Source organism: Paenisporosarcina sp. P5_A11 (genome assembly GCF_056400705.1).
In genome coordinates this window covers 1-21,930 of sequence record NZ_JBFUKT010000045.1, presented here as the reverse complement: position 1 = coordinate 21,930, position 21,930 = coordinate 1, and the positions used below count along the sequence as shown (strand labels likewise).

Annotated in this window: 21 protein-coding genes, 1 tRNA gene, 2 rRNA genes, 1 other RNA gene and 1 other annotated feature; of the genes, 5 read left to right on the top strand and 20 right to left on the bottom strand. The window is 39.3% G+C overall.

The window, feature by feature from the left end:
* Positions 1-240: hypothetical protein (locus AC1DOS_RS08925; RefSeq protein WP_477537216.1), on the top strand; the 240-nt coding region annotated here is incomplete at its 5' end.
* Between the two features lie 49 nt (positions 241-289).
* Here AC1DOS_RS08925 and AC1DOS_RS08920 read toward each other — a convergent pair.
* The 6 genes from AC1DOS_RS08920 to ffs form a co-directional block, all read right to left on the bottom strand.
* The gene (locus AC1DOS_RS08920; RefSeq protein WP_108587959.1) at positions 290-550 is read right to left on the bottom strand and encodes a pro-sigmaK processing inhibitor BofA family protein; all 261 of its coding nucleotides are present in this window, start codon (positions 548-550) and stop codon (positions 290-292) included.
* Between the two features lie 68 nt (positions 551-618).
* On the bottom strand, positions 619-831 hold the full coding sequence (locus AC1DOS_RS08915) for a YaaL family protein (protein ID WP_477537215.1): 213 nt from the start codon (positions 829-831) through the stop codon (positions 619-621).
* 20 nt (positions 832-851) lie between these two features.
* The gene (recR, locus tag AC1DOS_RS08910) at positions 852-1,448 is read right to left on the bottom strand and encodes a recombination mediator RecR (RefSeq protein ID WP_477537214.1); all 597 of its coding nucleotides are present in this window, start codon (positions 1,446-1,448) and stop codon (positions 852-854) included.
* A gap of 11 nt (positions 1,449-1,459) precedes the next feature.
* On the bottom strand, positions 1,460-1,780 hold the full coding sequence (locus AC1DOS_RS08905) for a YbaB/EbfC family nucleoid-associated protein (protein WP_108587956.1): 321 nt from the start codon (positions 1,778-1,780) through the stop codon (positions 1,460-1,462).
* A gap of 14 nt (positions 1,781-1,794) precedes the next feature.
* The gene (dnaX, locus tag AC1DOS_RS08900; protein WP_477537213.1) at positions 1,795-3,564 is read right to left on the bottom strand and encodes a DNA polymerase III subunit gamma/tau; all 1,770 of its coding nucleotides are present in this window, start codon (positions 3,562-3,564) and stop codon (positions 1,795-1,797) included.
* A 152-nt stretch (positions 3,565-3,716) separates the two neighbouring features.
* An RNA gene (gene ffs, locus AC1DOS_RS08895) (signal recognition particle sRNA large type) lies at positions 3,717-3,983 on the bottom strand.
* A gap of 323 nt (positions 3,984-4,306) precedes the next feature.
* On the opposite strand from ffs, the gene AC1DOS_RS08890 reads away from it, so the two are divergent.
* Positions 4,307-4,399, top strand: a tRNA-Ser gene (locus AC1DOS_RS08890).
* Positions 4,400-4,623: 224 nt separating this feature from the next.
* On the opposite strand, the gene AC1DOS_RS08885 is transcribed toward AC1DOS_RS08890, so the two are convergent.
* Both AC1DOS_RS08885 and AC1DOS_RS08880 read right to left on the bottom strand, forming a co-directional pair.
* Positions 4,624-5,982: an IS1182 family transposase gene (locus AC1DOS_RS08885; protein ID WP_477537212.1), complete on the bottom strand. Its 1,359-nt coding sequence runs from the start codon at positions 5,980-5,982 to the stop codon at positions 4,624-4,626.
* A 140-nt stretch (positions 5,983-6,122) separates the two neighbouring features.
* Entirely contained in the window at positions 6,123-6,656 is a 534-nt protein-coding gene (locus AC1DOS_RS08880; RefSeq protein WP_108587954.1) for a GNAT family N-acetyltransferase, read from the bottom strand.
* Between the two features lie 138 nt (positions 6,657-6,794).
* On the opposite strand from AC1DOS_RS08880, the gene AC1DOS_RS08875 reads away from it, so the two are divergent.
* On the top strand, positions 6,795-7,268 hold the full coding sequence (locus AC1DOS_RS08875; RefSeq protein WP_477537211.1) for a hypothetical protein: 474 nt from the start codon (positions 6,795-6,797) through the stop codon (positions 7,266-7,268).
* A 50-nt stretch (positions 7,269-7,318) separates the two neighbouring features.
* Here the strand turns inward: AC1DOS_RS08875 and AC1DOS_RS08870 are convergent, their stop codons facing one another.
* The 3 genes from AC1DOS_RS08870 to AC1DOS_RS08860 form a co-directional block, all read right to left on the bottom strand.
* Positions 7,319-7,987 carry a deoxynucleoside kinase gene (locus tag AC1DOS_RS08870; protein ID WP_477537210.1) on the bottom strand — a complete coding sequence of 223 codons (669 nt, stop codon included), beginning with the start codon at positions 7,985-7,987 and terminating at the stop codon, positions 7,319-7,321.
* Positions 7,984-8,622 (bottom strand): deoxynucleoside kinase, encoded by a 639-nt coding sequence (locus AC1DOS_RS08865; RefSeq protein ID WP_108587951.1) that lies wholly within the window; start codon positions 8,620-8,622, stop codon positions 7,984-7,986. The genes AC1DOS_RS08870 and AC1DOS_RS08865 overlap by 4 nt, the downstream gene beginning before the upstream one ends.
* Positions 8,623-8,735: 113 nt before the next feature.
* Positions 8,736-9,872, bottom strand: coding sequence for a glycosyl hydrolase family 18 protein (locus AC1DOS_RS08860; protein WP_477537209.1), 1,137 nt, complete (start codon positions 9,870-9,872; stop codon positions 8,736-8,738).
* 85 nt (positions 9,873-9,957) lie between these two features.
* On the opposite strand from AC1DOS_RS08860, the gene tadA reads away from it, so the two are divergent.
* A complete protein-coding gene (gene tadA, locus AC1DOS_RS08855) occupies positions 9,958-10,443 on the top strand; it encodes a tRNA adenosine(34) deaminase TadA (RefSeq protein ID WP_108587949.1) in 486 nt (161 codons plus the stop codon).
* Positions 10,444-10,492: 49 nt separating this feature from the next.
* Here the strand turns inward: tadA and serS are convergent, their stop codons facing one another.
* The 4 genes from serS to pdxS all read right to left on the bottom strand — a co-directional run bounded on the left by serS (position 10,493) and on the right by pdxS (position 15,717).
* Positions 10,493-11,770: a serine--tRNA ligase gene (serS, locus tag AC1DOS_RS08850; RefSeq protein WP_477537208.1), complete on the bottom strand. Its 1,278-nt coding sequence runs from the start codon at positions 11,768-11,770 to the stop codon at positions 10,493-10,495.
* Between the two features lie 80 nt (positions 11,771-11,850).
* Positions 11,851-12,065 (bottom strand) — a binding site (T-box leader).
* 144 nt (positions 12,066-12,209) lie between these two features.
* A complete protein-coding gene (locus tag AC1DOS_RS08845) occupies positions 12,210-13,811 on the bottom strand; it encodes a M4 family metallopeptidase (RefSeq protein WP_369973791.1) in 1,602 nt (533 codons plus the stop codon).
* A 426-nt stretch (positions 13,812-14,237) separates the two neighbouring features.
* Entirely contained in the window at positions 14,238-14,825 is a 588-nt protein-coding gene (pdxT, locus tag AC1DOS_RS08840) for a pyridoxal 5'-phosphate synthase glutaminase subunit PdxT (RefSeq protein ID WP_108587946.1), read from the bottom strand.
* Position 14,826: 1 nt separating this feature from the next.
* On the bottom strand, positions 14,827-15,717 hold the full coding sequence (gene pdxS, locus AC1DOS_RS08835) for a pyridoxal 5'-phosphate synthase lyase subunit PdxS (protein WP_477537207.1): 891 nt from the start codon (positions 15,715-15,717) through the stop codon (positions 14,827-14,829).
* Between the two features lie 105 nt (positions 15,718-15,822).
* On the opposite strand from pdxS, the gene pdxR reads away from it, so the two are divergent.
* Complete coding sequence (gene pdxR / locus AC1DOS_RS08830) at positions 15,823-17,232, top strand: MocR-like pyridoxine biosynthesis transcription factor PdxR (protein WP_477537206.1); 1,410 nt, start codon at positions 15,823-15,825, stop codon at positions 17,230-17,232.
* Positions 17,233-17,307: 75 nt separating this feature from the next.
* On the opposite strand, the gene AC1DOS_RS08825 is transcribed toward pdxR, so the two are convergent.
* The 5 genes from AC1DOS_RS08825 to AC1DOS_RS08805 all read right to left on the bottom strand — a co-directional run.
* Entirely contained in the window at positions 17,308-18,663 is a 1,356-nt protein-coding gene (locus tag AC1DOS_RS08825) for a serine hydrolase (protein WP_477537205.1), read from the bottom strand.
* A gap of 145 nt (positions 18,664-18,808) precedes the next feature.
* Entirely contained in the window at positions 18,809-20,272 is a 1,464-nt protein-coding gene (gene guaB / locus AC1DOS_RS08820; RefSeq protein WP_477537204.1) for an IMP dehydrogenase, read from the bottom strand.
* A gap of 106 nt (positions 20,273-20,378) precedes the next feature.
* Positions 20,379-20,855 carry a glutathione peroxidase gene (locus AC1DOS_RS08815; protein WP_477537203.1) on the bottom strand — a complete coding sequence of 159 codons (477 nt, stop codon included), beginning with the start codon at positions 20,853-20,855 and terminating at the stop codon, positions 20,379-20,381.
* A gap of 739 nt (positions 20,856-21,594) precedes the next feature.
* Positions 21,595-21,710 (bottom strand): 5S ribosomal RNA (gene rrf, locus AC1DOS_RS08810).
* A gap of 61 nt (positions 21,711-21,771) precedes the next feature.
* Positions 21,772-21,930: ribosomal RNA gene (locus tag AC1DOS_RS08805) — 23S ribosomal RNA — on the bottom strand; the annotation flags it as partial.

The window sequence follows — 21,930 nt, the reverse complement described above, 5'->3', positions numbered from 1 at the left end:
GAACAATTAAGTTCAAGTTTGTTTTCGATACCGACAGGTGTCGGCGGAAGAAAACGTTTATGCTTCCGACACCGAAGTGCGTTCCGCTTGTTAGTTGACGTTTTGCTGTTCAGTTTTCAAGGTTCATGTGTTGGTCACTGTTTCAACAGCAACTCTTATATCTTATCAAAACCTTATTGTTATGTCAACAAAAAGTTTTGTTTATTTATTTACTTCGTCGCTCTTAAATCAGCAACTTAATAAATATATCAGTCTGACTTATATAAGTCAATACTATTATTCAATAAAATTATAGAAATATAGAAATCGTTATCACACTAGCTATTCCTGGTATTCCTAAGAAGGCAATGAGTAAACCAGATACAATATTAATCGGAATGAATAAGCCGAATTGACTTGCGATAAGATTAATTGCAAACAAAATAACAAACGCAAACGCTACTCTAAACCACCAAATAGAGAATCCTTCGATTACTCGTCCTTTCGATGCTTTGTTTAGCAATAAAAAAAGAAGCACTGTTATACCAATCAAATAAAGAGCCAGCTTCATCTAGCATCTCCTACCTCTCATAATAAGTTATCTACTAACTATATGAAGGGATTGGTATAACATATACTTCATTTCAAAAGGATTTTTCGTAGTCGTGCTTCTTTATATAGAAAGAAGTGTTTACTTTCAGCAATTTTTCGTTGCACAATAATCGTCAAATCGTAATCATCTATTAGCGCTTCAATGTTTTGTGCTTGTTGCCATTCTTCTTTCGTTTCTTTCATTAAGGTAATAAACTTCGCATCGAAGTCTTTTTTAAGTTTTGCTCTTTTGAAAAACATCTAACAGCTAGGCCTCCCCTTTAAAACTCCCGTCGACCTTCTAGCGCTTTAGACAAAGTGACCTCATCCGCATATTCTAGATCTCCACCTACTGGAAGTCCGTGTGCAATTCGTGTTGTACGAATCCCCGACGGTCTGACTAGCCTCGAAATATACATAGCAGTTGCTTCGCCCTCAATCGTTGGATTGGTTGCTAATATTAATTCCACTACTCGTTCATCTTGTAGTCTCTTCAACAAAGGCGGAACATTAATATCTTCCGGACCTATTCCATCCATTGGAGATATAGCGCCATGAAGTACATGATACAATCCTTTATAATCTCTCATTTTTTCCAGAGCAATGACGTCTTTCGTATCTTGTACTACACAAATAACTGTGTCGTCACGTTGCTTGTCTTGGCAAATATGACAAGGATCAATATCTGTAATGTGACCGCAAATTGAACAGTAACTTAAATTACGTTTAGCATCTACTAGTGCCTTAGCAAATTCGAGTACTGTGTCTTCCTTCATACTTAACACGAAAAATGCCAGACGGGCCGCAGTTTTCGGCCCAATACCTGGCAATTTCATGAAACTATCAATCAATTTCGATATCGGTTCAGGATAATGCATGTGCTTTCCTCCTAGAACATGCCAGGGAGGTTCAATCCTTTCGTGAATTGTCCCATCGTGGAGTTCGTTGTTTCTTCCGCTTTTTTCATTGCATCGTTTGTAGCGATAACAATTAGATCTTGTAACATTTCAATATCTTCTGGATCAACGACAGTTGCATCTAGTGCTACATTGATTACTTCTTTGTGTCCAGAGACAGTTACTTTAACCATACCTCCGCCAGCAACACCTTCAAAATGTTGAGTTCCTAATTCTTCTTGAGCCTCAGCCATTTGTTTTTGCATTTTTTGCATTTGTTTCATCATACCTTGCATATTTCCCATTCCGCGCATATTAATTTTCCTCCCTAATCATCATGTATTTCTACAAATTCTTTACCAAACAACTTTTCTGCCTCTACTATCAAAGGGTCTTCAGTAGCCGCTTTTTCTTCCTTCATGAAACTTAACATTTCATCTGCCGCTTGTTCTGTCTCACTCATTTCCGATGGTGAATCCGAATTTGAATCCGTTGTCTTCAATCCTTTGTGACGAATAAACTCTTCACGGATAATAATCCACGGTTCTTCTGGAACAAACAATATTTCATACATTTTTCCTGTTAAATTCATTAATAAGTGAGAAAAGGCACTAGAGAAGGTCTGATTATCAGCTGCCATTTGGCAATGAATATCGTATTTAAATTTTAACACAAATGCACTATCAGATGCGGCAACTGGTTCTGCTTCATTCAAAAGAGCAGCGTGAGATTTCTGCAACTGATTCATAATCGTAGTCCAATGTGATTTAATCAGTTGAATATCTTGTTTCGTTGCAGTTTTCAATACTTCTTGTATTCGTCCTGACGGTGCTTTGTAACCAGTTTGCGTTCTTAAACGTTGTCGTTTTTGAGATTCACTCGCTTGAGGAGTTTGTCCACCATTCGATGCAACTCCCTGCTTAACTTGTTGTTCAAGGGCTACTATCATTTGTTCTAGTTGCACAATTTTCTCTTCAAAGTGACTTAAATCAACTTCTTGTTGAGAGTTGCTTTCTTTTACTTGAGACATTTTTAATAGAGCGGTCTCTAAATAAACTTTTGCGTGATTAGAATAACGCATTTCTTGTTGAGTAGCTGCAAGGATTTCAATGTAACGATACAGTTTATCTACAGGAAACTGACTTGCCAATACTTTAAACTTCTCGTCACTTGATGCTAGTTCTAGTAAATCATCAAGAGAAGGTGCCGTATTCATTAATAGTAAGTCCCGGAAGAAAGTGATTAAATCCTCAGTTAAACGAACTGCATCCTTTCCTTCTTTCATTAACTCTTCTAAAAGAGTCAATACTTTACCTACATCTTTTGATAATAACGATTCTGCTAGTTGATAAAAGATTTCTTGACCAATTGAACCCGTCACCAAAAGTGCGTCTTCAACTGTCATTTCTTCACCACTAAATGACACGACTTGATCGAGCATGCTAAGTGCATCACGCATACCACCAGAAGCAGCTTGTGCGATGACTTTTAGCGCTTGATCATTCGCGGGAATACCAGAGTCAGCTAGTACCACATTCATACGGTCCACAATATCCGTAGCCGTAATTCGCTTAAAGTCAAAACGTTGACATCTAGAAATAATCGTTAATGGTAATTTATGCGGCTCAGTTGTCGCTAAGATAAATACAACGTGAGACGGTGGTTCCTCGAGTGTTTTTAATAAAGCATTAAATGCACTATTAGACAACATATGCACTTCATCTATGATATACACTTTATAGCGTGAATTCGCAGGAGCAAATCGAACTTTTTCGATAATATCGCGAATTTCTTCTACACGTGAATTGGATGCGGCATCAAATTCGATTACATCCGTATTTGATCCATTCGTAATACTTTTACACGTTTCACATTCATTACATGGTTCTGAAACAGGTCCTCGTTCACAATTTAATGCTTTTGCAAAGATTTTTGCAGCACTGGTTTTACCAGTACCACGAGGTCCATTGAACAAATAAGCATGCGTTGTTTTATTATAAAGGAGAGCATTTTGAAGGGTTTGTTTCACATGTGCTTGACCCGACATTTCTGCGAATGATTGCGGTCGGTAAACACGATAAAAAGCTTGATACGCCAACTGATTTCTCCCCTTAAAGTGTGATTTTAAACAGTCCTTTAATTATACCATAATGTGAATCCTCTAGCTCTTTTGAAACCCAAGAAATCTCGAACAAAAAAGGTGTTTATTCGCATGGATAGCGAACAAACACCTGTATAGAAGTATGTATGCCGTGCACCTTCCTTCGACTGACATACATAGGCGGTACCTCTGTCGTTAGCTCAGTCTAGGCAACCCTGCGGCACATGAGAAATTCCACTTAAGGCTGCTTCCTTCCGGACCTGACCTGATTCATGGATACCCATTGCGCAGGACCCAGACGTCAACACTACGTGCAAAAGTCAGACCCTACATATAAACAGCCTTAGAGAAGGAGTTCAGTCTCGCTAGAGCGGATTGCGAGTTACAAGACACCGCTAACTCCCCACCTAGCACGGCACTTATAAGTATACTTACTTCGAACTCAAAAATCAAATGGTACTTTTTGATAAACTGAAAGATTCACTTAATATCTTCTTATTCTACTACGACCATATCCGTTTAAATATAGTGGTAGCAGCACTTTAACGACTAGGTTTTTATTATGAGAAAGTATTTCCCTCTTTCTTGCACGATTAATGTTACTAGGATTTTTATCTTTAAACCCTTCTGCACCTTTTATTCACGATCTGATAAAAGATGTAATATTTAAACTTTATTTTTTTCAGAGGTTCTTGTTGACTTTGTTTTTTTTACATGATAAATTATAGTCTGTTGACACGGAGGTATACCCAAGTTTGGCTGAAGGGATCGGTCTTGAAAACCGACAGGGGAGTAAAATCCCGCGGGGGTTCGAATCCCTCTACCTCCTCCATTTTTCAACAAAAACGCGCATATAGATGGAGATTGTTATTCGTTACTTACGTAACGAATTTTCTTCTAACATAAATAGTCCGAATATTAAGAAGGCGACTCACTTGAGTCGTCTCAGATTGTAGACAAAAGGGGTTCGGAATGGTCTCATTCCGAACCCCTTTTTTAATTTTTATTGGAATTGAATCAATTATTGAGAATAGTAGACCTCTGCGATGTCATTATTTATGCCATTTTCGGAGATCGCCATGTCCAGCTGGCGAGTTTTTTTAAATTCATGGCAGCGAAAGTAAGCATCGCCTGCATCGACAATTTTTTAAGTCCCCTTAACGTTGTCCAACGCATACCATGCTTTTCTTTTGCATCTGCGAATACGCGCTCAATTGTTTCTTTGCGTTTTGCATAGATGGGTTTTACATCTTCATGATGGCGAAGATGATCAGCTTCCTCGATGCAAGCCTGCCAAATATGACGTGTCACCACTTTTTGATGGTCTCGACTTTTAGTACATTGGGCTAATAGTGGACACGTCGCGCAGATGTGCTTTGGTGACTTGTACTCACGATATCCTTCTTTATTCGTTGTCGAGTATTTCAAGATCTCGCCCGCTGGGCAAAGGTAACAGTCAAAGTGTTCATCATACACATAATCGTGTTTTCGGAAGAATCCTTCCTTAGTCCGAGGGCGTGTGTATGGTAAGGCAGGAGTAATTTCGTTTTTTAATAAATAATTCGTAATTGCAGGTGTTTTATAAGCTGCATCTGCCGCAACTGCTTCAGGTTTCGCAACATTCTCAATGACTTGATCTACTAATGGCTCTAACATATTACTATCATGTGTGTTACCTGGCGTTACAATCGTTCCTAATACAAAACCATTTCGGTCTGCCGCGGCATGAAAAGAATAAGCGAACTGTTTTGTCCGTTCATCTTTAACGTAGTATCCACTTTCTGGATCGGTTGTGCTTTCTTTGATTTCTTTCGATTCTTCCTTATCGAACTTATCTTGTGGAAATGGCTTTTTTCCGTGCTCTTCACGGTCTTGATTAATCTCTTCTTGAAGGCGTTCTTGATAAGAGCGAGTTTCTTTGCGAACGACTTTCTTTTCGAATTTGCGCTTATTCGCACTTGCTTTTACATGTGTAGAATCAATGAATACGTGTTCTGCACTAATTAATTTCTTCTCCATAGCTTGCTTTAAGATACGATAGAAGATTTGTTCGAAAAGGTCTGTGTCTTTAAAGCGGCGCTCGTAGTTTTTCCCAAACGTTGAGAAGTGTGGCACTTTATCATGGAAACCGTAACCTAGAAACCAACGATAGGCCATGTTCGTCTCGATTTCCTCGATGGTCTTACGCATCGAGCGAATACCGAAGGTATATTGAATGAATGTGAGTTTAATTAAGATAACCGGGTCAATACTTGGGCGACCTATTTCTGAATACATATCTTTCACCAAATCATAAATAAAAGAGAAATCAATTGCCGACTCAATTTTACGAACCAGATGATTCGCTGGCACAAGTTGTTCTAAAGCAATCATTTCAATTTGATCTCGTTGAATTGAATTATGTTTTGTAAGCATTATAATCACCTCAAGATTTTATACTTCTATTATAAAAATTAAAAAGACTGTAGGCAAACTCGATTTTATCGAGTTTGTCTACAGTCTGAGGCGACTCACTTGAGTCGTCTTTTTTTTTGTAGAAAGTCGTCTATTTCCTTTTAGCTTTCTATTTCTTTTAATAATACCCGGACGTCCTTCCATCCATAGGAAACTTCCTCTACTGATAATTCTTCTAAGTATTTAACCTCCAAATACTTCCCTCCCATTTTTTCATAAAATGTTCTTGCTGGGTTTTCTTTTAACACCCAAACAATCATGTTGAAAAACCCATTGTTTTTTAGTTTTTCTGCAAATCGCCTTAACATTTCTCTACCAATTCCCTGGTTTTGAACTTCCTCAAGTAAATAAAATGAATATACTTCAGCATCGTACTTATCCTTTTCTCCCCTATTTTGACCACCATCTATGAAACCTATTATTTGTTGTTGATCATCTTCTGCAATAAGTATTTGATACTTTTCCGAAGGATTCTCTAGTCTCTCTCTCCATCTCTTCGTTCTGTTTTCGATATTCAATTTGTTCAAAAAATCATCTGAAATAATTCCTATATAGGTTGATTTCCATGAATTGATATGGACTTTAGCAATCCCTTCCGCATCTTCTAGTGTGGCTTTGCGAATTTGATATTCCATCTACTCAGTTCCTTTTTCATATGATGTAAGATAATAAATTTCTAGATTAACTTCACTTATCCTCTAATCAAGATTTTCCTCATTCTGTAACTTAAATAAAACCGCACACGTCAGATGGAAGAAATAAGGAGGCTCCGAATGAAAAGGAAATCATTTTTGATTGCATTCTTATTAATATTCGTATGTTCATCATTTTTCTTGGCCAACAAACCTTCTGCAGATTGGGCATATTCGTTTGTAGTATGGAACGGGGTTATATACGTAGTTAGTGATGAAGTGGTCGATCAAGTCGATCGAGAAATTGGAAAAGTGACTAAGTATTCAGATTTGGAGGGAACGTATTCAGGCAACTGTTCAAACGCTTATCGTAAAGGTACTAAGTATTTTTCAATAATGGATGTAAGTACAGAGGACGCCATTGCCATTGAAGATAAAAATGGGCATTACGTAAAAGCGATTCAAGATGGAAAATATGCTGGCAACAATATTCAAAGCTCTTTTTTGGGTATTAATATGAACGTTAATAAGTTCCTTATTGGACTGTTGACCATTTTTTCAATCGTTGCAATTGGCAGGTATATTGCGACCAAAAGTGATAAGTCATTAACTTAGACTATGTTTAGATAGAAAAAACCTCCAGCTTTCGCTGAAGGTCCGTTACTCTATTTACGTAATACTGAAGTTTGTTCAATAAAGCTGCCTACACGTTCTACAATTTGTTCTACAGTATCTGGATTTTTCATTAAATCATAATCATTAATATTCAAACGCAGGACTGGGCAACCATTGAATGTATTAATCCAGTTTTCATAACGCTCATGCATTTCGTACCAGTACTCTACTGGTGTAGATTGTTCCATTGGACGACCGCGCTCTTGAATACGACTTAAAACATCTTCAATTGACCCATCTAAATAGATGAGTAAATCTGGATGTGGGAAATACGGCGTCATTACCATTGCATCAAAGAGACTTGTGTAAGTTTCGTAATCTGTTAGGTTCATTGTGCCTTTATCTACATGCATTTTGGCAAAAATTCCGGTATCTTCATAAATAGAACGATCTTGAATAAATCCACCACCGTATTCAAAAATACGTTTTTGTTCTTTAAAGCGCTCAGCTAAAAAATAAATTTGTAAATGAAAACTCCATTTTTCAAAGTCGTCATAGAAACGATCCAAGTATGGGTTTGCGTCCACTTTTTCAAAAGATGTGCGGAAATTCAGTGCATCTGCAAGTGCTTTTGTCATCGTTGATTTCCCTACACCTACAGTTCCAGCTATAGTAATAACGGCATTCTTAGGGATGCCATATTTTTCACGTAAGTTCATACATGGAGACTCCTTTGTTGTAGCGTTTCATCTACTTTTTTTAAGATCCAGTTTAAATCAGATTTATTTTCCACAAAATCCAGTTCATCTCCATTAAAACGCAGTACTGGAATTTCTGGATGAGTTTCTTCAAAATGTTGAATAAACGTTTGATAGTCATCAGAAAGTTGTTTCATATAATCCGCACTTATCATTTTTTCAAATTCACGACCACGAAGTGCGATGCGTTTCATTAGTGTATCCAAACTTGCATGTAAGTAAATAACCATGTTCGGTCGAGGCATATCTTGTGTCAAAATACGGTATATGGATTCATATTTTTCGTATTCTTCTGCCGGGAGAGTACGTTTCGCGAAAATTAAGTTCTTAAAGATATGATAATCCGCCACAACAGGTTCACTCTTTGCAATGTATTTCTTTTGAATATCACTTAATTGTTTGTATCGATTGCAAAGGAAAAACATTTCTGTTTGGAAACTCCACTCTTCAATGTCTTCGTAAAACTTATTTAAAAATGGATTTTCATCCACAATTTCTTTTAAAAGTTGAAATTTATTTGCGTCAGCAATGGCCTTTGAAAGTGACGTCTTTCCAACACCAATCGGGCCTTCAACCGTGATAAATGGAATCGGCATTAGAATCCTCCTACTAGTTCTCAAAAATAGTTCAATGTCCCCTATTCTATCACAGCTTGAAAATGAAAAATAGAGCTAAAACCACTTTCCCAAAGAGGAAAAGCGATTTAGCTCTATCTTTTTCTGACCTTAAACGTTTCATTTAAAAGGCTCCAATTTTGTGGGAATTTAAATCCCATATGCCAGTAACTGATTCCTCTTAATTTTAATTCTTTCATCAAATTAAATTTCGCTTGAATAGACCGGGCATCCTCAAACCATACCACATGCTCTATCCCGTCTCGCCAGTAATTGTAATATGGGGCTTGGGCTGTGTTGTCGTAAAGTATTGCAGCATTACGTTCGCGTGCTAGCTCAATTGCACGTTGTGGACTAATGGCCTGCGCTGGTGGATTTCCAGGTTTATACGGTAATGTCCAATCATATCCATACAAATTTTGACCCATCAGAATTTTTGTCGCAGGCATTTCTGTTAATGCGTATTCCAATACTTGTCTGACTGGCCCTATAGGCGACACAGCCATTGGCGGACCTCCACTATACCCCCATTCATATGTCATGATCACGACAAAATCGACTACTTCAGCAATTTTTTTGTAGTCATGCCCTCCATACCATTTTCCTTCTTGGGTAGCAGATGTTTTAGGAGGTAGAGCCGCTGATAACGTTAATCCACTTGTAGCTGCTTTTACACGTTTTAAAAAATCAACATACGCTTGTCGATCTTCTTTTCGTAAATATTCAAAGTCAAAATGAATATCTTTGGCATTCTTAGCTTTTGCTTCAGCTAAGATATTCGCGATTAGCTTATCTTGCACTGCTTGGCTGGCAAAAATCTCTTGTGCTAACGTATCACTAAATGCACCGTCTTCAATGTTTGTAACGACAATTGCCGAGGTGATATTCTCATTAGTCGCAATCTTTTCAAGACCACCCCAGTTTAAAGGGGTCAAGGAGCCGTCACGCTTTACATCATATGAAAATGGCATCATATAAGTTAATAACGGTCCTCGTTTCTTCACTTCAGCTAACAGGGTTTGGGATGGAGTTTCTGTGTAAAACTCAACATAACCGTTAGAATCAATAGTTGGTCGATTAGGATTAGGTGTTCCCGGAATTATGATTGTTTGACCCACAACTAAAACGTCTGGGTTGTCTAGTTCATTGACCTGAGTTAGTGTTGCAGTCGTTGTATTATACTCATTAGCAATCGAATATAGGCTATCTCCTGTCTCCACTACATAAATCATTTAAAACCTCCTCGTTCCACATCTCTTTTATGCTATGCGTCGAACAATTAAAACATGCTACACTTAACTCAAGGAGCGATGCGTAATGGATGTATTTAAAGAAGATCGGACATATATGTTAGAAGCACTAATAGAAGCAGAAAAAGCAGCAACTTTAGGAGAAGTTCCGATTGGAGCTGTCATTGTTTATCAAAATGAAATCATTGCACGTGCACATAATTTACGTGAAACAACCCAAAATGCAACAACTCATGCAGAACTACTTGCGATACAACAAGCGTGTGCTAAAATTGGCAGTTGGCGTTTAGAAGATATGACCCTTTATGTCACACTTGAACCTTGCCCTATGTGTGCAGGAGCAATTTTACAATCTCGTATACCACGTGTGGTTTATGGGGCACGTGATGTCAAAGCAGGATGCGTCGATTCACTCTATCGATTGCTCAATGACGCGAGATTTAATCATGAGTGTGAAGTAACAGAAGGTATTTTAGCTGATGAGTGCGGTGGGATACTCACTCGATTTTTCCGCAATCTTCGCGAACAAAAAAAGAACCGGAAACGAACTTAAATAACAAGTTCATTTCCGGTTTTCTTTTAATTAAGTGGAACTTTCCACTCTATTTACTGATGACTTCTTTTCCACCCATGTAAGGACGTAATACTTCGGGAATAATAACCGTACCGTCTTCTTGTTGGTAGTTTTCCAAAATGGCTGCAACTGTTCGACCAAGTGCTAATCCACTACCATTTAATGTATGCACAAACTCAGGCTTGGCATTCGGTTCACGACGGAAACGAATGTTAGCACGACGCGCTTGGAAATCCYCAAAGTTACTACAAGAAGAAATCTCACGATACACACCTTGAGCTGGAATCCATACTTCGATATCATATTTTTTCGCAGCTGTAAATCCTAAATCAGCTGTACACATTTTCAATACACGGTAAGGCAAGCCTAATAATTGAAGAACTTTTTCTGCATGTCCAGTCAATTTCTCCAGTTCATTATAAGATTCATCCGGGTTTACAAAACGGACAAGTTCTACTTTATTGAATTGATGTTGACGAATCAATCCACGTGTATCGCGACCCGCAGAACCCGCTTCAGAACGGAAACATGCACTGTATGCTGCAAAACCTTGTGGCAATGCGTCTTTCACTAAAATTTCATCTCGGTAGAAGTTAGTTACTGTCACTTCAGATGTTGGAATCAAGAAGAAATCTTCTTTTTCAATTAAAAATGCATCTTCTTCAAACTTTGGCAATTGGCCAGTACCTGTAAGACTTGCACGGTTCGCTAAATATGGAGGTAACATTTCTTCGTAGCCATGCTCTTCAGTATGAAGGTCAATCATAAAGTTCATCAACGCACGCTCTAAACGAGCGCCTAACCCACGATAAAACACGAATCGGCTACCCGTTGTTTTAGCAGCCCGTTCAAAATCAACGATATTTAATCCTGTTGCAATATCCCAGTGTGGTTTTGGTTCAAAATCAAATTCGCGAATTTCTCCCCATGTACGGTCTTCAACGTTATCATCTTCTGAATCTCCAACAGGAACACTGTCGTGTGGAATATTTGGCAAACGCATCATCATGTCATCGAATTTTTCTTCAACTTCACGAAGTTCATTATCTAAGACTTTGATTTCATCACCCACTTGACGCATGCGTAGGATAACATCATCCGCATTTTCTTTATTACGCTTCATTACAGCGACTTTCTCTGAAGCTTCATTACGTTCAGCTTTTAATACTTCAGCTTTACCTATTAGCTCACGACGCTTTGAATCAAGTTCTGCAAATTGATCAAAGTTTCCTAAATCTTCTCCACGTTTTTCAAGTTTTTCTTTGATTTCTTCATAATTGGCTCTAACGCGTTTTACATCTAACATGTGTTTTTCCTCCTCTAATTTTGATGATGGGCATCAAGCAACAAGCGTTTAGACAACAAAAAAAGCCCTCAATCCCCTTGGAAAGGGACGAGAGCTACCCGCGTTGCCACCCTGATTGATTTGTCCATACGAACAAATCCACTTGTCTCATAACGGCTTTTCAACCGGCTACAACTTACTAACTTTCAGTTGCGCTACTCCAGGACGGATTCACAAGGGTTTTTACCGACTTACACCACCCGTCGGCTCTCTAGAAAAAACGGAACTTGTTACTACTTCCCATCATCGTTTCATATGTGAAATTAAACATACTTTACTACAGGCCGAGAATTTTGGCAAGCTTCCATTCATTTCAAAAAAAATCAGCACCCACCATTTCTGATGCATGCTGACCTCTTTACTTATATCAAAATTCTAAACTTTTTTCTTTTTGTAAGGATTAATTAACACCAACAGCTGTAAATGCTGCTTTTACGCTTGAAACTTCACTGCTACTAGCACCGTAAAGATCGGTTGCCGCTTGAACAGAAGCTGCACGGTACTGACTGAAAGTCGAGTTAGGCGTTAAGTATTGTGTTAGAGTACGGTAGAAAATTTTACCTGTTTTATCATTGCCAATACCTGCTACACTTACGCCGTAATGAGTCCCACCGTTGGATAACAAGTATGCAGCTTTATTACTGATACCAGAGTTAATATGAACGCCGCCGTAATCGCCTGAACCTGTATAGCGAACAGAATAATGATCAGGATCTCCTTGTAATGTTGGGTCGGCCATTGAACGCAGTGCATCTCCCGCTGTACCTGGTGTATAGATATCTTCACCAATTAACCAATCTGGATTGTTATTAAAATGAAATTCTGTTAACGTACCAAAAATATCAGACATGGATTCATTGATTGCACCAGACTCATTTTGATAGACAAGATCCGCAGTGGTGTCTGTCACTGCATGTGTTAACTCATGTGCGATAACATCAAGTGCTCCTGATAATGGAATGAACGTAGAACCATCACCATCACCATAAACCATTTGTGAACCGCTCCAAAAAGCATTATTGTAATTACGCCCGTAATGCACTGTTGATATTAACTGTGCTCCATTGCCATCATAACTACTACGACCATGTACATTTTTGTAGTAATCAAATGTTTGTGCTGCATAAGCGTGTGCATCAACTGCCGGAGCATCAAAAGCTGCATTTAATACATTATCGGCATCCAACCAAAGTGTACCAGGTGTTGTTGTGCGATTTTTACCATTATAAGTAAAGATACCATTTCCTCTTGTACGGTCTACTAAGTATGAGCCGCTGCTATTAGTTACAGTATTGAACGATTTTGTATCGCCTAAAATGCCTTTACCTGTACCAACCGTGTTCGTTCCTGTTGGAGAAATTACGCCAGGTGATGCTTTAGCTTCATGAAGTTGATTATATGAATTTAATATATCTCCTGTTTGTGCATCAACAAAATATTGATAATTACCCGGTTCTGGAGATAAGAACTCGAACTCTAATGCATATGCAAATTTAGCTTCCCCATCTTTTGCATAAACCACGAATTCAGGTTTAGCTTCATGCTCCAATACTGGGGCTTGTCCTATTTTTGTTGCTAAATCTACTGAAGCTATATCTAGAGCGTCTGAACGTTTGATTTTCGCTCCGCCTTTTAGTGCTTGTTTTTTATCAAGTTCAGGAGCTACTTCTCCAGAGACAGCTGTTAACACACCATTGCTATCAACATGTGCTGTCACAACTGATCCGGAAACAGGTACACCTTTAAAAATTTGCTGTAATTTCACATTAGTAAACCCAAGTTCATCTTTCGATTGCTCTAAAACTTTGAAACTTGAAAATGGATCTTTACTAAATTTATAGATTCCTTGTTTTTGTGCTAAATAATCAAATACGATTTCTTTTGCTGATTTTTGTGAAGGAGCCGTTAGTTTACCAGAAATGAAGTCTGGTACCTTACTTTTTTGATTTACGTGTATTTTTTCAGAACTCCCACTATTTGTCGCTGCACTAACCGGCGCCATCGCTGCAGATAATGCAACTATAGCCGCTAAACTAAGACTCACTACTTTTTTCTTCTTCACTTAACTCCACTCCCTGGTTTCTGAAAATTCCGAACTCGTTATTCGGATAATTAGTATTCTATATATTTTACTATTCGGAATATATAGGCAACTATAACTGTTTTTATTTGGATAATTACGGGTTTATTTTCCTGTTATTGTAATGTAAGATATTACTAAGAAATAGGCTAAAGTAGCTACTCTGCTAGATTATGTGAACCTAAAGATTTATTCTCGATTCACGACCCCACTGTAATACACCTACCTTATTAGGTTATGTTTCCAATTGCAGTGAGGCATTAACCTTAAAAGTAGTTCATGTATGTAACAAATCTATTTAAAGTTAATAAGAAACGAAAAAAGCCTGCACATTGGCAGGCTTTTTTGTTACGCTGTTTGATTGTTAAAGCTTTCAACTAATTGAACAAAGTAAGCTGTTACACGGTGATCATCTGTTAATTCTGGATGGAAAGAACAGCCAAGGTATTGACCTTGTTGTGCCATCACAATTCGCCCATTATGCTCACAAAGAACAGTAGTGTCAGGACCTACCTCAGTAATATGAGGGGCACGGATAAAGACAGCTGGAAAATCTTCTGCTACACCTTTAATAGAAAGATGCGCTTCGAAACTATCGACTTGACGACCAAATGAGTTTCGCTCAACCTTGACGTCCATCACACCAATATGTGGTTGATCGTAGCCCACTAGTGAATCAGCAAGCAAGATAAGTCCTGCGCATGTTCCAAACATCGGATGTCCCGCATTTGCAAATGCACGTAAAGGCTCCATCATCCCATATAAATCAATTAGACGACGCATTGTTGTGCTTTCACCACCCGGTAAAATAAGACCGTCAACCCCTGCCAAATCTTCCGCGTGTTTCACAACAACTGCTTGTGCTCCGCTAGCTTCAATCGATTTGATATGTTCTCGAACGGCTCCTTGTAAAGCTAGTACGCCTATTTTCACCATCTTATAATACTCGATCCTGCATACGATCTTTCGCTTCTAAACGAGAAATTTCAATACCCTTCATTGGAACTCCAAGGTCTTTTGAAATTTCAACAAGTAATTTATAGTCTTGGTAATGCGTAGTTGCTTCAACAATTGCACGTGCAAACTTAGCCGGGTTATCAGATTTAAAGATACCTGATCCCACGAATACACCGTCTGCTCCAAGTTCCATCATTAATGCCGCATCTGCTGGAGTTGCTACTCCACCTGCAGCAAAGTTTACAACCGGAAGTCTACCTAAGTGTTTAATTTCAAGTAATACATGGTAAGGTGCGCCTAAAATTTTAGCTTCTGTCATTAATTCATCATCATTCATATGAATAATTTTACGTACTTGAGCATTTAATTTACGCAAGTGACGGACTGCTTCTACGATGTTTCCAGTACCAGGTTCACCTTTTGTACGAAGCATTGAAGCACCTTCACCGATTCGACGAGCTGCCTCACCTAAATCTTTGTTCCCACATACAAAAGGAACTGTGAAATTACTCTTAATCAAATGGAACTCTTCATCTGCTGGTGTTAATACTTCCGATTCATCGATATAGTCAACGCCCATTGCTTCTAACATTCTAGCTTCAGAAATATGACCAATACGTGCTTTTGCCATAACAGGAATTGTTACTGCATTCATTACTTCTTCCGTAATACGTGGATCAGCCATACGAGCTACTCCACCAGCTGYACGAATGTCAGATGGTACACGTTCTAAAGCCATTACTGCTACCGCTCCTGCCGCTTCAGCAATGCGCGCTTGTTCTGCATTGATAACGTCCATGATGACGCCACCTTTTTGCATTTCTGCCATTCCACGTTTCACGCGATCTGTACCTGTAAATTGTTGAGTCATTGTATGTAGCCTCCATTTCATCTATGATTATTAGTATAATGAAGTATGACCATATTAAAAGTGTCAGTTTCTCACTATTTAAGAAGGTCAGTTAGGAGTGTTACTATGGATATGTGGTTAGTTCAAATCGATAAATCTTCTTCAACTCCCCTTTATGAACAACTTTATCGCGAAATGAAAGAACGTATAATTCGTGGTGATTTAGTTGTTGGCACAAAGTTACCTTCTAAAAGACAGCTGTCGGAGTTTCTAACCATCAGTCAAACAACAATTGAACTCGCCTATGGACAGCTGGTTGCTGAAGGATTTATAAATGCTGTTGCGCGGAGTGGGTTTTACGTAGAACAAGTGGAAGAGCTTGCTTATGTAGATGAAATGCGATTGGAACATGAGCAATCGGAAACGTTGAAACACGTCTACAGGATTGATTTTAACTCAAGTCGTATTGACACTTCTGCTTTCCCTTTCAATCAATGGCGAAAGTATGCAAAAGACGTGTTAGATGAAACATCTCGGGATTTATTGCTACTCGGTCACCCTCAAGGGGATGTGGAGTTAAGACAGGAAATTGCGAGTTATTTATACTCCTCTCGTGGTGTTCGTTGTACAGCACAACAAGTAGTGATAGGTTCAGGAACCGAACAGTTACTGCCGCTACTGATTGGCCTTCTAGGGAAGCAAGCGGTTTTTGCTATTGAAAACCCTGGCTATCCGACCACACATCATATTTTTGCGAATTATGATCGAAAAACTTTAGCCGTACCAGTAGATGAAGATGGCATGCAGGTAACTGAGTTAGAAAAAAAACAAGCAAGCGTTGCCTATGTTACACCTTCTCATCAATTCCCTACCGGGGCAATTCTCTCCGCTTCCAGACGGGTTCAATTACTTAACTGGGCTTCTGCCAAAGAAGGACGCTATATTATCGAAGATGACTATGACAGTGAATTCCGCTACGTTGGTAAACCAATCCCATCTCTTCAGGGAATGGATCAGCGAGATCGCGTCATTTACATCAGTACATTTTCTAAATCACTCATGCCTTCGTTACGTATTGCCTATTTTGTGTTACCAATGCACTTGCTGCAAGCGTATCGACAAACATTTCCGTATTATTCATCAACGGTGCCGAGACTCGATCAACATGTTCTTGCGCAATTCATGAGAGACGGCCATTTTTCCAAGCACTTGAATCGTATGAGAAAGTTATACCGTAAAAAATTGGAGAAGTTAACGCAAGCATTGGATGCGTATAAACCCACCGTTCAAATTTCAGGCGAGCAAGCAGGCATGCACATCGTCTTAACGATTGATAGCGAATCGTCTGATCGCGAGTTAGTTGAACTTGCGAAACAGCAAGACATTCGGGTATACGCATTGTCCGACTACCATCTTCCAACCGAAAATATTCCCTCCAACCCCCAAGTGCTGATTGGTTTCGGTGGTTTTGAAGAAGAGGCATTCGGACCAGCTGTAGAGGCATTAATGAAAGCTTGGCATATTAGGAAAGCATAATGACCAAAACAACAAAAAACCGTGATTTCTTCTATTGAAGAAATCACGGTTTATCTTTTATTAAGATGTTTCAGCCTAGAATAATCCACCGACAAAGTCAGTTGCACCATTCCATAGCTTACCAAAGAAATGACCAATGGCTTGTAAGCCAAGTGAGAACCAGCTTGCACGTTCAACGGCTTCAGTAGTCACTACAGAAGATGATTTATTATCGCCTGTGATGTACCCGTAATCTGACCCTTCAGACTTTACAAGTTCCACATGACCAATCACTTCATCCTTCTTAATCGCAGCTTCTAAAGAACCATCTTTCATTTTCTTCTCATCAAGCACCAATTTAGGTTTGTATAAATCTTTTTCGCTTGATTTAATGACCATTTCGATCGGCTCTTTTACTGTAATACCGACTTGGTCTTCTTTACCTTTAATCACAGGAATGTCTTTTTTGTCTTTAAACTTATACCCTGCAGGTAAAATTTCTTCTTTTGCAAATTGCGAGAACCCATAATCGAACAATGCACGAGCAGCGTCAAATCGTGCTTTGTAAGAACCGACTCCTTTGCTGTCGACTGCCTTCATGACAACCGCAATCACACGCATTCCATCTTTTTCAACTGTACCAGTGAAACAGTGGCCGGCAAAGTTCGTTGTTCCGGTTTTCAGCCCGTCTACTTTAGCACCCTTGTATTCATACACTAATCCTGGAAGCATGAAGTTCCAGTTTTCCATGTTGATGGCATCGTCTGTGCCTTCACGGAAAACTTTTCGTGGAATGCTCGTCGTTTCAAGGACTTCCGGGTAATCTTTCAACAAATGGTAAGCAAGTTTGGCAACTGACTTCGCTGGCATAACGTTTTCATCCTGAGGTCCAGTGCCTTTAGGGTGCATGCCTTGTAGATCTGAATTGCTCAACCCAGTAGAGTTGACGAACTTATATCCTTCCAATCCCATCTCTTCGGCTTTCTTATTCATCATGTTGACGAATTCTGATTCCGTACCTGCAATCGTTTCGGCGATGGCAATGGTTGCTGCATTGGCTGAATAAATCGCCATTGCTTCATATAATTCCTTGATAGAGTATGACCCATCACGACGAAGAGGCACGTTACTCAATACACGATCTTGTGAGATCTTCCATGTGTAATCTGTTACTGAATATTGTTGGTCCCAAGTAACTTGTCCGTTTTCAATTGCTTCAAATAATAAGTACTCAGTCATCATTTTCGTCATACTTGCTATACCTAAAGCTGTATCTGCATTTTGTTCGTATAATATTTTTCCTGTATCCGCGTCAATTAATATAGCACCGTCAACCAATAAATTCAGACTCTCTTCTGCATCTGTGGAAGCCGGTTGTGTTACAACCATACTTACCATCAGAACCGGAAGGAGTAACCAGCGCACTAGCGCTTTGTTCCATGCACTCTTCACTTCTAGAACCTCCGCCATTCTCTTTTTAAATTTTTCCCCTTGCTTATTTTATCATAATAAACTGGAATTTGGGACGCTCTATGAAAAAAGCACCCATTCTGCCTAAGAATAAGACATAGAATAAGTGCTAAAGTTTTATTTTTTTTTAAATTGAGTAATTTGGTGATTCTTTTGTAATTTGAACATCGTGTGGATGACTCTCACGAAGTCCTGCACCTGTCATACGAATGAATTGTGAATTCTCACGAAGAACTTGTAAATCTTTTGTTCCACAGTACCCCATACCTGCACGAATACCACCCATAAGTTGGTGAATTGTATCTGAAAGAGGTCCTTTATAAGGTAGACGACCTTCAATACCTTCTGGAACTAATTTTTTCGCATCGTCTTGGAAGTAACGATCTTTCGAACCTTTTTCCATCGCACCAATCGACCCCATACCACGGTACACTTTAAATCTACGTCCCTGGAAGATTTCTGTATCTCCAGGACTTTCTGAAGTACCTGCCAGTAAACTTCCTAGCATGACTACATGTCCACCTGCCGCTAACGCTTTTACGATATCTCCAGAATACTTTATTCCACCGTCTGCGATAATCGTTTTGCCATGTTTACGTGCTTCTGTCGCACAATCGTAGATGGCTGTAATTTGTGGAACTCCAACACCTGCAACTACACGTGTAGTACAAATTGACCCTGGACCGATACCCACTTTCACTACATCCRCACCTGCCTCAAATAAGGCAGCCGTTCCTTCAGCAGTAGCGACGTTCCCAGCGATGATATCCAAGTCYGGATATACTCTGCGAATCTCACCTACTGTATCAAGCACGCCCTGCGAATGACCGTGGGCAGTATCGATAACAATTACGTCTACTTGCGCCTTAACAAGATGCTCAACACGCTTCATCGTATCAGAAGTGACACCAACTGCCGCGCCCACTAACAAACGACCATGGTGATCTTTCGCTGCATTTGGAAACTCAATCACTTTTTCAATATCTTTAATCGTAATTAAGCCTTTTAATACTCCGTTTTCATCAACAATCGGAAGTTTCTCGATTTTATATTGTTGTAAAATCTTTTCCGCATCTTCAAGAGTTGTCCCAACTGAAGCAGTAACTAATTCCTCTTTAGTCATGACATCTTCGATTGCTAATGAATAATCTTGAATAAAGCGAAGATCGCGGTTAGTAATAATCCCAACCAGCTTTAATTCTTCTGTATTATTTACAATCGGTACACCTGAAATACGATATTTTCCCATTAAATGTTCAGCATCGTAAACTTGATGAGTAGGAGTAAGGAAAAATGGATCAGTAATAACGCCATTTTCAGAACGTTTTACAGTAACTACTTGCTCAGCTTGTTCTTCAATGCTCATATTCTTATGAATTATACCAAGACCGCCTTGACGAGCCATCGAAATCGCCATAGAAGCTTCTGTTACTGTATCCATTCCTGCACTTATTACCGGAATATTTAACTTTACTTTTGACGTCAACTGAACAGATAAACTTACATCTTTAGGTAATATATCCGACTTCCCTGGCACAAGTAATACATCATCAAACGTTAAGCCTTCTTTGACAAATTTTGATTCCCACATAATCTCTAACTCCTCCTATGTCCTCTTGAATATTATTGATAAGGTTATCAGCGGCATCAGGGACTGTCAAGGAGCACGAAATAAGAAAGATTATTCCGACTTTTCCTTAAATATATTGCAATAAATCATCTTCAATTTTTTTAGGTGACGACTGTGGGGCATAGCGTTTCACAACATGCCCATCAGGATCAACCAAAAACTTCGTGAAGTTCCATTTAATATCTTCCGTTAAAAATCCTTTTTTCTCGGATACTAAGAATTGAAACAAGGGATGAGCACTGTCCCCTTTCACATCGATCTTCTGAAACATCGGGAAAGAAACTCCGAAATTTATTTGGCAAAATTCCATCGTTTCACTCAAATTATCAAATTCTTGATTACTAAACTGACCACATGGAAACCCTAAAATCACAAGTCCTTGTTCCTTATATTCTTCATACAATTCTTGTAACTCTTGAAACTGCGGAGTAAATCCACATTTACTTGCCGTATTCACAATGATCATCGGTTGACCTTTATATGAACTTATAGAAACTTCTTCTCCATTCGGTTTAGTTGCAGTGAATTCATAAATTTTACTCATTAAAAGTCTTCCCTTCTTTTTGCAAGTTATGATATTAACATATCGAGTTCCATTAAAATGTACAAGTAATTGGATTACTGAATATTATTATAGAGTTGGAAAATGTGTTAACGAAAACCCCACCTTCTATGGAAAAGCGTCTTAAACTGTCTCCATCTTCCTCAGTAATCCTTATCTTTACATGTACCGGCTTCTTATAGCCTAGAGACGTCCTGCTCTTGCAGGGGGAGAGCTTAGAGCTATCATCGGCGCGTACGAGCTTAACTTCCGTATTCGGGCTACGAAAGACGATGAACGGCAGATTTCTTCGTCACCTGCGGGCTTCTCGTTTCTCGCGTATGGAATACGCTCCGAGACTCGCCCCCTTKGTTCCTCGAACTCTTTGTTCCTCCTCTTTCTCGCACACCTTCGACTCAATAGAAAAAATGAACACAAAAAAACCAGTACCTTTCGGTACCGGCTTCTTACTTGCCTAGCGACGTCCTACTCTTGCAGGRGGAGACCCTAAAGCTACCATCGGCGCACGAGCTTAACTTCCGTRTTCGGGCAGCGAAARACGATGAACGGCAGMTTTCTTCGTCACCTGCGGGCTTCTCGTTTCTCGCGTATGGAATACGCTCCGAGACTCGCCCCCTTGGTTCCTCGAACTCTTTGTTCCTCCTCTTTCTCRCACACCTTCGACTCAATAGAAAAAATGAACACAAAAAAACCAGTACCTTTCGGTACCGGTTTCCTASTTGCCTAGCGACGTCCTACTCTTGCAGGGGGARACCCCCAACTACCATCGGCGCTAAAGAGCTTAACTTCCGTGTTCGGTATGGGAACGGGTGTGACCTCTTTGCCATTATCACTAGACCWATTGAGTGTTTGTTCACTCAAAACTGGATAAACGGGCCATTGAAAGCCATTCAAAATTGTGGTTAAGTCCTCGATCGATTAGTATTCGTCAGCTGCACACGTCGCCGCGCTTCCACCTCGAACCTATCTACCTCATCGTCTTTGAGGGATCTTACTTACTTGCGTAATGGGAAATCTCATCTTGAGGGGGGCTTCATGCTTAGATGCTTTAGATGCT

Bases quoted from the DNA above. Each gene is read 5' to 3' on its own strand.
- AC1DOS_RS08920 (WP_108587959.1), bottom strand. From the start codon at position 550: ATGAAGCTGGCTCTTTATTTGATTGGTATAACAGTGCTTCTTTTTTTA.
- AC1DOS_RS08915 (WP_477537215.1), bottom strand. From the start codon at position 831: ATGTTTTTCAAAAGAGCAAAACTTAAAAAAGACTTCGATGCGAAGTTT.
- recR (WP_477537214.1), bottom strand. From the start codon at position 1,448: ATGCATTATCCTGAACCGATATCGAAATTGATTGATAGTTTCATGAAA.
- AC1DOS_RS08905 (WP_108587956.1), bottom strand. From the start codon at position 1,780: ATGCGCGGAATGGGAAATATGCAAGGTATGATGAAACAAATGCAAAAA.
- AC1DOS_RS08885 (WP_477537212.1), bottom strand. From the start codon at position 5,982: ATGCTTACAAAACATAATTCAATTCAACGAGATCAAATTGAAATGATT.
- AC1DOS_RS08880 (WP_108587954.1), bottom strand. From the start codon at position 6,656: ATGGAATATCAAATTCGCAAAGCCACACTAGAAGATGCGGAAGGGATT.
- AC1DOS_RS08875 (WP_477537211.1), top strand. From the start codon at position 6,795: ATGAAAAGGAAATCATTTTTGATTGCATTCTTATTAATATTCGTATGT.
- AC1DOS_RS08870 (WP_477537210.1), bottom strand. From the start codon at position 7,987: ATGAACTTACGTGAAAAATATGGCATCCCTAAGAATGCCGTTATTACT.
- AC1DOS_RS08865 (WP_108587951.1), bottom strand. From the start codon at position 8,622: ATGCCGATTCCATTTATCACGGTTGAAGGCCCGATTGGTGTTGGAAAG.
- AC1DOS_RS08860 (WP_477537209.1), bottom strand. From the start codon at position 9,872: ATGATTTATGTAGTGGAGACAGGAGATAGCCTATATTCGATTGCTAAT.
- tadA (WP_108587949.1), top strand. From the start codon at position 9,958: ATGGATGTATTTAAAGAAGATCGGACATATATGTTAGAAGCACTAATA.
- AC1DOS_RS08845 (WP_369973791.1), bottom strand. From the start codon at position 13,811: ATGGCGCCGGTTAGTGCAGCGACAAATAGTGGGAGTTCTGAAAAAATA.
- pdxT (WP_108587946.1), bottom strand. From the start codon at position 14,825: ATGGTGAAAATAGGCGTACTAGCTTTACAAGGAGCCGTTCGAGAACAT.
- pdxR (WP_477537206.1), top strand. From the start codon at position 15,823: ATGGATATGTGGTTAGTTCAAATCGATAAATCTTCTTCAACTCCCCTT.
- AC1DOS_RS08815 (WP_477537203.1), bottom strand. From the start codon at position 20,855: ATGAGTAAAATTTATGAATTCACTGCAACTAAACCGAATGGAGAAGAA.